The organism is Actinomycetota bacterium, assembly GCA_035759705.1.
Classification (GTDB): Bacteria; Actinomycetota; CADDZG01; order JAHWKV01; family JAHWKV01; genus JAJCYE01.
Window position 1 is genome coordinate 23163 of sequence record DASTUJ010000004.1, and the last position, 11869, is coordinate 35031.

Consider the following 11869-nt stretch of genomic DNA (forward strand, 5'->3'; position numbering starts at 1 on the left):
TCAGGAAAGACGGCCAAGTTCCACACTACAGCAGCCCCGGGAGAGGTCAACAACTAAGGCCGAGCCGATGGAGGGGACCGGGAATCTGTGCGTGCTTTAATTGGGTAAGTCCATAAAACCCGTGCTTGGGAGGTTCTTCTGGCCGAAAAAGGCAAAACTGCCGCACAGGCCCCCTCCGAAGGGCCGGCGGAGGGCAATGGGCAAAGTGCGCCTGCCGCCCGGGTGCGCGCCGCGGCCGACCGGGCTCGGCCGACCACGGGTGCGAAGCCCCCGGTGGGAGCCAACGGGTCTACGCCCGCCAAGAACGTTCCCCCCAGGACCAAGGCCGCCACCAAGGCCGCTCCGGGGCCGGCCAAGCCCAACGCCGCAACCAAGATGATCCCCGACGAGGTCCTGGACCCCAAACCGCAGGGTGTCAAGGGCGTTTTCTTCCGGTTCCGGCCCCAGTCGTCGCCCCCGTCGATTCCCAAGCCCATCCTCGACATCGTCCGGATGGTCAAAGAGGCCCACCCCAAGACCGACACCCGGGGCCTGGTCCGCGCCTACGAGATCGCCCATCTGGTTCACGAGGGGCAGATGCGCAAGTCCGGTGAGCCGTTCATCGAGCACCCGATCGGGGTGGCCCGCATCCTCGCCGAGCAGGGGATGGACGCCACGACGATCATCGCCGCCTTCCTGCACGACTCGGTGGAGGACACCTCGCTCGAACTGCAGGAGCTGCGCACGATCTTCGGCGACGAGGTGGCCGACATCATCGACGGCCTGACCAAGATCGACCGCATCAAGTTCCGGAGCAAGGAGCAGGAGCGGGCGGAGAACCTGCGCAAGATGATCGTGGCGATGGCCAAGGACATGCGCGTGCTGATCATCAAGCTGGCCGACCGGTTGCACAACATGCGGACCATCGCCCCGCTGGCCCCCGACCGCCGGGAGATCATGGCCACCGAGACGCTTGAGATCTACTCGCCGCTCGCCAACCGCCTCGGGATGTCGCAGGTCAAGGCGGAGCTCGAGGACCTGGCGTTCCACACCCTTCAGCCGAAGGTGTACGAGGAGATCGAGAACCTGGTGACCAAGCGGGCCCCGGCCCGGGACGAGTACATCGAGGACGTGCTGACGCAGGTGAACGACAAGATGCGGGACGTCCGCATCAAGGCCGACATCACCGGCCGTCCGAAGACTTACTACTCCATCTACGACAAGATGACCCACCGCGGCCGGGAGTTCGACGAAATTTTCGACCTGGTCGGCATCAGGGTGCTGGTCGACGACCTGAAGGACTGCTACGGCGCCGTCGGGGCCATCCACTCGTTGTGGAAGCCGCTTCCCGGGCGGTTCAAGGACTACATCGCAATGCCGAAGTTCAACCTGTACCAGTCGCTCCACACCACCGTAATCGGCCCCCACGGCAAGCCGCTGGAGATACAGATTCGCACCCACGCCATGCACCGGACCGCCGAGAAGGGCGTCGCAGCCCACTGGGCGTACAAGGAGGAGACGGGCGGGGCCAGCCGGAAGGCGGACAGCCAGGCGTCCTGGATGAAGCGGATGCTCGAGCTGCAGGACACCGAGGACGACGTCGAGTTCCTCGACACCCTGCGCCTGGACCTGTTCGCCGACGAGGTGTTCGTGTTCACCCCGAAGGGCGAGGTCATCGAGCTGCCGAAGGGGGCGACCTCCATCGACTTCGCCTACGCCATCCACACCGAGGTCGGCCACCACTGCACGGGCGCCCGGGTCGACGGGCGGCTGCAGCCTCTGTCGCACCAGCTGGCCTCGGGCGAGACGATCGAGGTGCTGACCTCCAAAACCGGCGGCCCGAGCCGGGACTGGCTGGACATAGTCGCCACCCCGAGGGCCCGAACGAAGATCAAACAGTGGTTCACCGTCCAGCGCCGGGAGGAGGCCCTGGCGGAGGGCAAGGACTACCTGACGAAGTCGCTCCGCAAAGCGAGCCTGCCGGTCCAGAAGATGGTGGCGGACGGGACCCTGGAAGCGCTGGCGCTGGACATGAAGTACACGGGTGTCGACCAGCTGTACGTGGCGGTCGGGGAGGGCCGGATATCGGCCAACACCGTGGTGCGACGGTATCTCAAGCTGCACCAGATCCAGCCCGAGCTGGAGATGGTCGCGCCGGCGCCGGTGAAGCTTCGGGCCAAGCCGACGTCTTCGGTTCTGGTCGAGGGGTCCGGGGACATCTGGACCAATCTGGCGAGGTGCTGCATGCCGGTGCCGCTGGACCCGATTGTGGGCTTCATCACCCGGGGCAGGGGAGTGTCGGTGCACCGGTCGGACTGCCCCAACGCCATCGGGCTCGGCGAAGCGAGCGGCCGGATGGTGCCCGTGAAGTGGAACCCCCGAGTATCGGGGTCGTTTGCCGTCGAGATTCAGATCGAGTCCCTGGACCGGCCGGGCCTGCTGCGTGACGTAACCGCCGCGGTGTCGGACACCGGGACGAACATCCTGAACGCAACGATGGCCGTGAGCGCCGGCCACGCTCTGATCAAGTTCACCTTCGAGATCACCGCCCCCTCCCAGCTGATCACCATCATCAACATGGTGAACCGGGTCGAGGGCGTCTACGAGGCCCGGAGGGTCACCCCGAGAGCAACGCCCGTCGGCTAGATGCGCCTGGTTTTGCAGAGGGTTTCGTCTGCCTCAGTTTCGGTGGACGGGGAGGTGATCGGGAAGATCGGAGCGGGTTTGCTGGTGCTGGCGGCGGCTGGGCACGATGACTCCGTCGAAACCGCCGCCAAGGCGGCCAGGAAGATCGCCGAGCTGCGAATCTTCAGCGACTCCGAAGGCAAGATGAACCTGTCGGTTACCGAGGTGGGGGGCGAGGTGCTGGTGGTGTCGCAATTCACCCTGATGGGGGACACGAGCAAGGGCCGGAGGCCGTCGTTCGTGAAGTCGGCGCCGGGCCCGGTGGCGGAGCCGCTGGTCGACGAGCTTACTGCCCAGCTGGAGAGGTTGGGCCTGAGCGTAGCGAAGGGCCGGTTCGGGGCGAACATGCAGGTGAGCCTGGTGAACGACGGTCCTGTGACGCTTGTGGTGGACGTTTGAGCAACGACGACCCACTGGAGGGCGGCCGCTTTTCTGTGCTCCGGCACTGGGGCTTCGTTTGGGACTACAACGACGACGAGATCGGCGGCTTCGCCTCCGGCGAGTTCCTGCTCAGGTCGGACGGCGTGCTGCTGAAGCGCATGGGCTACAGCATCGGCGCCGGCGACAACTTACGGTGGAAGTTCATGGGGTGGGAGGTCCGGGACGCAGGCGCGGGGACCGAGGTGGCGAAGGTGTCGGCCAAGCTGAAGGGGGAGGGCTACGGCCTCTTCAAACCGAGCCCGGTTCCGATCACCGAGCGCACAGGGGGTCCGTTCCCGGGCGTACCGGACCGAGCAGAAGAGGCCGACGACCTCTCCTAGGTCGAGCTACTTCACAACCACCGCCGTGACCATCCCGAACATGCCGTCGTCCTTCTCGACGTGGGGCAGGATGTGGCAGTGCCAGACCCAGGTTCCCGGGGTGTCGAGGTTGACCAGCACCGAGTACCGCTCTCCCGGGGCCACGTTCAGCGTGTCGACTGTGTAGGGGGAGTCCAACGGGAACCCGTCCTTTGCGATGACGATCTGGTCGAACCGGTGCAGGTGCATCGGGTGGACCTGCGTGCCCTCGTTGAAGTAGTCGAAGACCACCCAGTCACCCAGCTTGCCTGAGATCGGGGCGGTTGCCGGGAAGCTCTTGCCGTTGAGGCTGTAGCCGATTACCCCGGAGTCGTTCAGCACCATCGGGAACCGCTGGGCGACGTCGATGCCGGCGGGCAACTGGCGCCCGGCGACCGTCCGGCCGACCGGCAGCGGCATCTCCCCGACGTAGATGGTTCCGAACAGGCCGTTCGGCACGCCGATCTGGGACATGAAGTGCGAGTGATACATCGCCACCGCCGGCTCTTTCGCAGTGAACTCGTAGGTGAAGGTGTCGCCGGTCTCGATCAGCGGCTGGGTGAGCGGTGCGACGCCGTCGAATCTGTTCTCCATCTTTATGCCGTGCAGGTGCAGGTCGGTGCCTACCTCCAGCTTGTTGTGCAGGTTGATCTTGACCTTGTCGCCCACGTTGACCTTGATCATCGGGGCCGGGACCATGCCGTTGTAGGACCAGGCGTCGACGGTCTTGCCGGCGGACACCTCCCACTTCGTAACCTCAGCGGTCAGCTCGTAGACCTTGAAGCCGCCTTCGATCTTCGGCTCGAGAAGCTGGTTGCCGATGCCCTCGGTCTTTGCCGGGAACGCCGTCATCGAGTCGATCATCTTCTGCTGCATTTCGGCCGACGTGTGGTCGGCGGCAGCCGGCTTGGCGGCGACGCTGGGAGCGCCACTTGCTGCGATAGTCAGCGTCCCGGTCATGCCGCCTCCGGCATGTCCGGGCACCTCGCACAGAACCTCGTAATTCCCGGGCTCCAAATCGCCGAGTTCCAGGTGCTCCGACTCCCCGCCGCTCAGGTCGGCGGTCTTGAGTGCAGTGCCCTGGATCGAGAAGTTGTGGGGAATGGCTCCGGAGTTGACGACGTGGAGAGACCCACCTTGGGCCACCGATATGGCGGCCGGTGTGATGGACAACTCTGAGAGGGTCACCTCAACCGTCGTGGAGGTTGTCGAGCCGCCCGGCTTGGAAGAGGAGTCCGCGGGCCGGTCGGCGGTGGAGGCGACGATGGTGCTGACTGCGACGAGCACTACCAGGAATGTGGCGAAGATCGCGAACGAATCGAATCGTTTTTCTGACACTCGGGCTCCTTTTTAGCCGCCTTGTTGGGCCACCGTAGCCCCGGACCGTTGTTGGTTCACGCTAAGGGGTCGGGCTCTGCCGGCACAGGGTCCTTCGGACCGTCGTTACCGGGACTTTGGGCGAGAGGTCCCAGGTCCTCCGCCCTCCAGAAGTGTCCTCGCCCGGCCAATCCGCACCTGCCCGCGTCTACGAATACTCAGCAACCAAACCGGCCGGCCGGCCCCAGTTTCCGAAGAGGTCGAAAGGAAGAAATAATGTCGCCGAAAGCAAGAGTCGCAGCCGTGACCGCCACCGTCGTCGCAACCATCGCATTGAGCATTACCCCCGCCTCGGCCCGGATTCTCACCTCCACCGGATGCATCGAGTGGTCGAGCGCCGGCGGCTGCGCCGTCAGCCAGACCTGCAAGGTAGACACCGATGCCCGGTATTGGAGCTGCTACACGGTTCCGACGAACGGCAGCCAACCGGTCATCGAAGGTGGCCGCTACTAAGCCTTCTTGACACAAAGGGGCCCGCCGCAGCGGGTCCCTTTGTGTGCGTGGGCTCAGCCTTCGAAGTCGAAGATGACCCCGCCGGTCGCCCCGATCCCGGTGCACAGGTTTCCGAACTCCTGCTTGAAGCTGCGTGCTTCGCCCTTCCAGGTGCCTTCGGCAACCAGGACCACCGGCTTGAACTCCTTCGTGCAGATCCGATCTTCGGCCGGGACCTTCCCGACTTCCCCGTCAGCCTCCGCCAGTTGGGCACACGCCTTCTCGGCGTGCGGGTGCGAGCCGCCTGCGGGACCGCATGTAAGCGTGCTGCTGGAAAGCACGTCACCGTCCGGGTTCAGGATCCGAAGCTCAAACCTGCCGGTGCCTGCATAGCTCCCGGGCACATCGATCTTTTCGCTCCTGTCGCTCCCGATGACCTCTATGCCCTTGGTTCCGAGCAGGTGCGTGATGTTGAGGGAGACCTCGTACGGAGCCAGAACAGCCGGGCTGATGCCTCGAAGCATGCCGACCACCTCGATGCCCCAGTACTCGGGACGCTGGACGTAGATGAGAGGAGTCAGCTCAACCGACATGTTCAGCCACGGCTTTGTGCCCGAGACGGTCAGGAGGTACTGGGGAGGGTCGCTCTCGAGAGTTGCGACCTCCGCTTTGTCGAACGTGATGAGCCTATGGGACTGAGGCGGTGCCAGGTCGCTGAAGGTCCGCAGCGCCGTTGCGTCCATGGGTTTGCTCCTTTCTGGAGGCACCGTGGCCGAGGACAGGAAGAGAAATTAGAGACATTGGTGCCCCCGCACACGACCAGTTTGCGCGCAAGCGGCAGTGAGTTCAAGCGGGGTTTTGCCTCAAACCAGGTGATGAAAGTACCCAAGGTGCAAGGAGTTCGCCCCCAGGTAGTGGGCTCATCGATCCGGTACGAAAAGGTCCCAGAAACGCAGGGCCATTCGGCACTGGCGGCTGAAGGGGTCCGGCCGCAGACTCAACTCAGGCGGAAGTGAAGCGTCTGCCCGCCGAACGCTCTGACTAACGCCGAGGACGATAGGGACCTTCATGCCGGGCTTCTGGAAGTCGTTGCACAAGACCGCTCGGGTTCGGATCGTGCTCGCCGCGGGAACGGTCTTGATGGTTTTGACGACCGGTGCCGTCCTCGCATTGGCCTCGCTGCAGGATCGGCCGGCGACTGAGCAGGAACCGGCCGGCCGCACTCTGCAATCGGTTGCCCACAATGCTCTGGGAGCTCTGGAGTTACCGGAGGCCGTTGCGGCTGCACCGCCTGCCGTGCAGGCGCCGCCCCAAGCCGTGCCGCCGCGTAGCCCGGAGAACGAGGGGATGCCCAGGGACAAGCGCAAGCTGACCAGCCTCAACCTTGCCGACGCCCCACCGAACTACACGGTCGCCTGTCCGATGTCTGCCGACGCGCGATTCCAGCAGACCACCGAGGTGGCGTGCTCCGTGCAGTCGTTCGGCAGTTACACCGGCCCCGTGACGTTGACGTGCACGCCTGAGGGTGGCCTCGGTTGCCGAGTCGATCCATCGCCCCTGGAGTTGAGTCCGAACCAGACGGTCACTGCGAAGATCGTGATCACCGTGCCCGGAACGGTGGCTGCGGGCGGGTACACCCTGACGATAGGCACCGACGGTCCGAACCCGGAGGTGACTGCGCACGGCTCCCGCTATGCCCTGAGGGTGACCGTTCCGCCCTACCCGTCGTTCACCATCGGGTGTCCCTCCAACCCGCCGCTGCCGGAACCTGTGACCTTCTGTATTGTCACGGCCGAGGCTGGGTTCTCAGGGAGCATCAATGCGTCGATCGAGCCACAGAGACCGGGTATATCGGTGAGTTCTTCGGCTGCCCCTCCCGGAGGCCCGATGGCGGGTCTGTTTCGAATTTCGCTCGACCCGGCCCAACTTGGGCCCGGAACGCATTCGTTTACGGTTACCGGAACGAGCGGGGAGATTTCAAGGAGCAGCCCGCTTCAGATCACGATTTAGGCGATACAGAAGCCGGGCTCCGCAATGGAAGAGATTCAGGCGACCATGTCGAAGGACTAGCCTTTTTCCGGGCCCTTCAACTTGCCGAACAGCTTCTTGACTCCACCTTCCGGCTTCTCGGGGGCAGGGGGCGCTGGGGCCGCTTGCTCCGCCTTCTTCTGCTTCTCCATCTCGCCGTACTTCTTGAAGTCCTCGTAGTTCGGCATCGCTAGCTCCTAGGTCTCGCCTTCTTGGTCCCCGAACATCCACTCCAGGTGCTCCACCGTGTCCTGCGGGCCGATCAGGATCAGCCAGTCGCCGGCCTGCAGCATCGTCCTACCCCTCGGGCGGTAGATCCAGCGGCCCCGGCGGCTGAAGGCCAGCGGAGTCATGCCCCGCAGGTCCAGCTCGCCCAGGCTTTTGTCGTCGGCCGGAGACGATTCCATCACAGTCACCCGCATCACGACGTCCTCGGCGGCCCCCAGGGCCTCGGCGATGACCGGGTGGAGCTCCTCGTCCCGCTCGATAAGCCACACCATCGCCTGGGCCGCGTCCCCGATGCCCTCCGACGCCACCGCCAGGTGCATCAAGCCCCTCAGCGCCGGGCGGTTGCGGGACTCCGCCGCGGCATCCAGCACCCAGGACTCGATGCTCTCCCTCATGTCGTCCAGCCGGTCCTCCAACCGGACCACCTCGGCGGCCAGGCCCCGGTCGTCCAGCAGGACCGCGGCGTACGCCAGGCCAACGGCGGCCTCGGCCAGGTCCTTCATGTCCACGACCTCGTCGACCGCCTTGTCCAGCTCCCAGAAGTTCTGCTCGTCGTCGACCGGCGCCGGCTTGGCGGGCATTCCCGCCAGGCGCCTCAACTGCGGCAGCCCCTCCGGGTGCGCCCTCACGACCAGGATGTCATTGCCCTGCAACACGCCCTCGTCCGCCGGGTCGAACAGCCACCGGGTCCCCCGGCGGATGGCAATCAAGCGGACCTCCTCGACGGCGTTCTCCAGGTCGTCGACGCTGCGGCCCTGCAGCTCGCTGCCGTCCTGCACCTGGATGCGGTCGATGACCTCGTCGGCCTGTGTCAGGTCGGTCATCAACTCTTTGGGGATGCCGAGGTCGTCCAGCACGATCTTGGCGATGTCGACCGCGTTGTTGCCGATCATCTCGATCGAGCTCATCACCTGGAGCAGCGACGCCAGCCCGGCGGCGTCCTGCGGCGACCGGGATGCGATCAGGCAGACCTCGCGCATGCGGTGGACCAGGCGACTGAGCTCCTCCTCGAGCTCCAGCACCTCGCCGGAAAGCTCTCGGTCGGCGTAGAACAGTCCGGCGTAGGCAAGGTCGAGCATGAGCTCGGAGGTGTCCTTGGCCTCGGCGAGCATCGCCTTTAGGGTGCGCGGTCGCTCGTTCAACCGGCGATCCCCAGCCAGACCATGGACAGGATGAGCGCAATCGCTCCGATGAGGTCCATGGAACTTGTCACCACCGGGATCCCGTAGTTGTCGGGGTCGAGCCCCTGGCGGAACGACAGCATGGCGGTGTAGTAGGCGACGAAGACGGCTCCGGTGGTGGCCATGGCCCCGGCGAGCAACGTCAAAGAGAGCATCGGCAGCAGTCCGGGGGTTTCAAGCCCGACCGCAGCAGAGACGAGGGTCCCGCTCAATCCAACAAAGACAAACACTGGTATCCCGAGGATATAGGTCAAAGCGATGTCTTCCCAACTTCTCAGGCTGGGAATCGCCTGGGGAGGAATCGTTCCCAGATGCAGCTTGGAGCTCAGGCGCGCACTCAGTATGCCCCCCAGCGCCCCTGCGTCCTCCAGGAACGGCGGGATCAGCACCAGCAGACCGGGGTAGGTGAGGAAGTGCTCCATCCGCCTTTCGATGGTCAAACCGGCGACGACGTCGACCACGCCGGCGAGGATCAGGATCGTCAGGCTTCCGTGGACCACCCTCCGGAAGATCTGCAGCTCTTTGTGCCGCACGCGGTAGAACGTGACCGCGACCGCCGCGAGCAGGCTGAGCACCGAGACGATCTCCGGCAGGAGCCCCACCGGCAGCAGGAAGGTCACCAGCCACAGGGCGGGCAGGGTCACCAGGTCCCCGGCGGCCGTGACGATCGGGGCCGCCACGTTGTCCATGTCCCAGCCGCGCTTGACCGACATGGCGGCGACCCCGAGCGTAATTCCGAGGATCACCAGGCTGGAGAGGAGACCGCCGATCACCGAGACCGCTATGTAGTGGGTGAGCGGGATCGTCTCGACGCCGAACAGCCGGGCGATCTCTTTGGCGAGGAAAGCGAGGGCGATTGACACGTAAAGCGTGAGCGCCGCCGCGGCCATGACGTTCTGGCCGGCGAGGTTGCGTTTTTCTACTTTGCCTTCGAACTCACCGGTGTGGATGGCGGTCCCCAGGCGGGAACCGAGGGCGCCGAAGATGTTGCCCCGCATGCCGATGGCCGCCGGCACCAGGACCAACAGGCCGGGAAGGCGCTCGAGCGTCCCGGTCATGAAGCCGAGCGCCAGCCCGGCTGCGAGGTCTCCCACCGACGACACCAGCAGGGCCGCCAGACCCTGTTTGAAGTTGGTCCGCTGCCTTCCTATCAGGCCAAGGAATCGGCGCCTTATGAGGCGCCGGGTGCTCGCGGAGAAGCCGGGCATCTTCATGGCAACCCTTTTCGTTCAGATGGAAGGCTCTGCAGCCGATCTTTGCACACGGACGGCGGGGGTTTCCGCCACGCCGTGTGAAATTAACTTTGCAATCGGCGGCTTCGGGGAAGATAGATGGCACCTGCTCGCCAAGGCCGCTGCCTTAACAAAGATTGGAGACCAGATGCCCTGTCCGCATGCCGCCAAGCCCCGCGCCGTGCGGTGCGCCGTCCTGGCTCTGCTCATTGTTGCAGCCACCGCTCAGATGGCCGCTCCCGCATCGGCGGCCTCGTCTCTTTCCTACGTGGCGCTCGGGGATTCCTACACCGCCGGACCCCTGGTCCTGCCGCACGACCCCAACGACTTCGGCTGCTACCGCTCGCAGCTGAACTACCCCCACCTGCTGCAGAGCCGCTACCAGTTCGCCGGCTTCAAAGACGTCAGCTGCTCGGGGGCCAAGACAGACGACATGTTCGCCCCCCAATCCATCACCGGCGGATCGAACCCGCCGCAGCTTGATGCGCTCGAGCCGACCACCCAGCTGGTGACGCTGCAGGTCGGCGGCAACGACATCGGGTTCTCCGAGATCGCCTTGAGCTGCCCCGCCCTGCTGCCGGTGGGCACACCGTGCGTCGACCGCTACGCCCCGCCGGGCGGGGTGGACGAGATCAGCCGCCGCATCAACGAGACCCGCCCGAAGCTCGATGCCGTCCTGGCCGCCATCAAGCTAAGGTCCCCGTCGGCCCGGATCTTCGTCATCGGCTACCCGTCGCTGTTTCCCGAGAACGGCCTAGGCTGCTGGCCGGTGATGCCCTACGCGCCGGGTGACGTGCCGTATCTGATCGCTAAGGAGAAGGAGCTGAACGCCACGGTGGCGGAACGGGCAGCAGCGAACGGCGCGACGTTCGTCGACACCTTCACCCCGAGCCTCGGCCACGACGCCTGCACGCTGCCCGGCATCCGCTGGATCGAGCCGGTGGTAGTGCCTCTCTTCGGCTTTTTCGTCCACCCGAACGCCATGGGGATGTCGGGAATGGAGTCGGCGATTGCGGGAGCGGTGGGTCCCTCGGTTTAAGGGACCCGGGCACTTTTCGCACGAGAAATGAGCACGTTTGCCCTGCCTGGGTAGGTCTAACTACACTTCCGAGGCTCCTGGTTCGCGTCTAGATTCTACGGAACAGTGTGAAACAGCTGCGACAGGAGGAGTCGCGTGGACCTCACCCCCCAAAATGTCACTGCCTGGCACAATCACACCCAATCGCAGCACAGCACCAAAAGGGACGAGTATTCGGCCAAGGGATTTCGAACCCTTTCCCTGAGCATCTACGGAAGTGTGCAAAACCCACTGTTTGCCGCCGTGATGGTCAAGCGGCCCATTCTGGTAGCCACCAAACAGTTCGGCCCAACCAACCAGTCCGGGATTCAGCAGAGTTTCGATGACATGGCGGCGCAAGGTTTCGGTCCCTACATCCTGAGCGCCACCGGACCGGCCAACTCGGCTGTCTTCGTCGGCGTGTTCACGCCGATGTCCAGCATTCCGCTGACCAGGCTAGATCTCACCGGCGCAGAGTTTGCCGAGCTCAACGCTCAGCAGCAGGGGAAAGGCCGGATCCTGTTGTGGGCTGATGCATTCGGCACTGCCTCCGACACCCGTTACACGGCGATCTGGGGGCCGAATCCCTCCCGCCAAGCCTGGAGCTGCGACGGTATCGCGGAGACCGGTTCGGCCTACAAGGCCCGCTTCGACGCCCTGGTCAGCGTCTGGTGCCGGCAAACGCTCGTGTCAATAACGCCCGGAGGCCGTTACCTGGCCGTATTTGCCGACTCGACCATGGGTTCCTGGACCGCCAGGAAGGACCTAACTTCTTCCGAGTATCAGGACGAGTACAACAAGGCCACTGCCAAGGGGCTGATGCCGATATGCGTCTCCGGGTCGGGATCAGGGTCGTCGGTGAATTTGGCTGCGATTTTCGCCGACCGGGAT

12 protein-coding genes are annotated in these 11869 nt (G+C 64.8%); 7 read left to right on the forward strand and 5 right to left on the reverse strand.

The window, feature by feature from the left end; all coding sequences use genetic code 11:
* Nucleotides 1–222: 222 nt before the first annotated feature.
* The 3 genes from VFV09_00205 to VFV09_00215 are packed head-to-tail and all read left to right on the forward strand — an operon-like array spanning nt 223 to nt 3425.
* Nucleotides 223–2625 carry a RelA/SpoT family protein gene (locus VFV09_00205; protein ID HEU4866123.1) on the forward strand — a complete coding sequence of 801 codons (2403 nt, stop codon included), beginning with the start codon at nt 223–225 and terminating at the stop codon, nt 2623–2625.
* A complete protein-coding gene (dtd, locus tag VFV09_00210) occupies nt 2626–3063 on the forward strand; it encodes a D-aminoacyl-tRNA deacylase (GenBank protein HEU4866124.1) in 438 nt (145 codons plus the stop codon).
* On the forward strand, nt 3060–3425 hold the full coding sequence (locus VFV09_00215; GenBank protein HEU4866125.1) for a hypothetical protein: 366 nt from the start codon (nt 3060–3062) through the stop codon (nt 3423–3425). The genes dtd and VFV09_00215 overlap by 4 nt, the downstream gene beginning before the upstream one ends.
* Before the next feature lie 6 nt (nt 3426–3431).
* On the opposite strand, the gene VFV09_00220 is transcribed toward VFV09_00215, so the two are convergent.
* Nucleotides 3432–4781, reverse strand: a complete 1350-nt coding sequence (locus VFV09_00220; GenBank protein ID HEU4866126.1) for a multicopper oxidase domain-containing protein — start codon at nt 4779–4781, stop codon at nt 3432–3434.
* Nucleotides 4782–5036: 255 nt separating this feature from the next.
* Between VFV09_00220 and VFV09_00225 the strand changes: the two genes are divergently transcribed.
* Nucleotides 5037–5273: a hypothetical protein gene (locus VFV09_00225; GenBank protein HEU4866127.1), complete on the forward strand. Its 237-nt coding sequence runs from the start codon at nt 5037–5039 to the stop codon at nt 5271–5273.
* 53 nt (nt 5274–5326) lie between these two features.
* Here VFV09_00225 and VFV09_00230 read toward each other — a convergent pair whose 3' ends face one another.
* On the reverse strand, nt 5327–5995 hold the full coding sequence (locus tag VFV09_00230; protein HEU4866128.1) for an SSI family serine proteinase inhibitor: 669 nt from the start codon (nt 5993–5995) through the stop codon (nt 5327–5329).
* 325 nt (nt 5996–6320) lie between these two features.
* Here VFV09_00230 and VFV09_00235 point away from each other — a divergent pair, with 325 nt between their 5' ends.
* The gene (locus tag VFV09_00235; GenBank protein ID HEU4866129.1) at nt 6321–7262 is read left to right on the forward strand and encodes a hypothetical protein; all 942 of its coding nucleotides are present in this window, start codon (nt 6321–6323) and stop codon (nt 7260–7262) included.
* Nucleotides 7263–7318: 56 nt separating this feature from the next.
* Here the strand turns inward: VFV09_00235 and VFV09_00240 are convergent, their stop codons facing one another.
* Genes VFV09_00240 through VFV09_00250 form a run of 3 tightly spaced genes read right to left on the reverse strand, consistent with a single transcriptional unit; the run spans nt 7319 to nt 9903 of the window.
* Entirely contained in the window at nt 7319–7468 is a 150-nt protein-coding gene (locus tag VFV09_00240) for a hypothetical protein (protein HEU4866130.1), read from the reverse strand.
* Nucleotides 7469–7477: 9 nt separating this feature from the next.
* A complete protein-coding gene (locus VFV09_00245; GenBank protein ID HEU4866131.1) occupies nt 7478–8650 on the reverse strand; it encodes a TrkA C-terminal domain-containing protein in 1173 nt (390 codons plus the stop codon).
* A complete protein-coding gene (locus VFV09_00250) occupies nt 8647–9903 on the reverse strand; it encodes a magnesium transporter (protein HEU4866132.1) in 1257 nt (418 codons plus the stop codon). The genes VFV09_00245 and VFV09_00250 overlap by 4 nt, the downstream gene beginning before the upstream one ends.
* Nucleotides 9904–10069: 166 nt before the next feature.
* On the opposite strand from VFV09_00250, the gene VFV09_00255 reads away from it, so the two are divergent.
* Nucleotides 10070–10960, forward strand: coding sequence for an SGNH/GDSL hydrolase family protein (locus VFV09_00255; GenBank protein HEU4866133.1), 891 nt, complete (start codon nt 10070–10072; stop codon nt 10958–10960).
* A 135-nt stretch (nt 10961–11095) separates the two neighbouring features.
* Nucleotides 11096–11869 (forward strand): serine hydrolase (locus VFV09_00260; protein ID HEU4866134.1); only part of this gene is annotated, 774 nt, incomplete at its 3' end.

Bases quoted from the DNA above. Each gene is read 5' to 3' on its own strand.
- dtd (HEU4866124.1), top strand. From the start codon at position 2,626: ATGCGCCTGGTTTTGCAGAGGGTTTCGTCTGCCTCAGTTTCGGTGGAC.
- VFV09_00225 (HEU4866127.1), top strand. From the start codon at position 5,037: ATGTCGCCGAAAGCAAGAGTCGCAGCCGTGACCGCCACCGTCGTCGCA.
- VFV09_00230 (HEU4866128.1), bottom strand. From the start codon at position 5,995: ATGGACGCAACGGCGCTGCGGACCTTCAGCGACCTGGCACCGCCTCAG.
- VFV09_00235 (HEU4866129.1), top strand. From the start codon at position 6,321: ATGCCGGGCTTCTGGAAGTCGTTGCACAAGACCGCTCGGGTTCGGATC.
- VFV09_00240 (HEU4866130.1), bottom strand. From the start codon at position 7,468: ATGCCGAACTACGAGGACTTCAAGAAGTACGGCGAGATGGAGAAGCAG.
- VFV09_00250 (HEU4866132.1), bottom strand. From the start codon at position 9,903: ATGAAGATGCCCGGCTTCTCCGCGAGCACCCGGCGCCTCATAAGGCGC.
- VFV09_00255 (HEU4866133.1), top strand. From the start codon at position 10,070: ATGCCCTGTCCGCATGCCGCCAAGCCCCGCGCCGTGCGGTGCGCCGTC.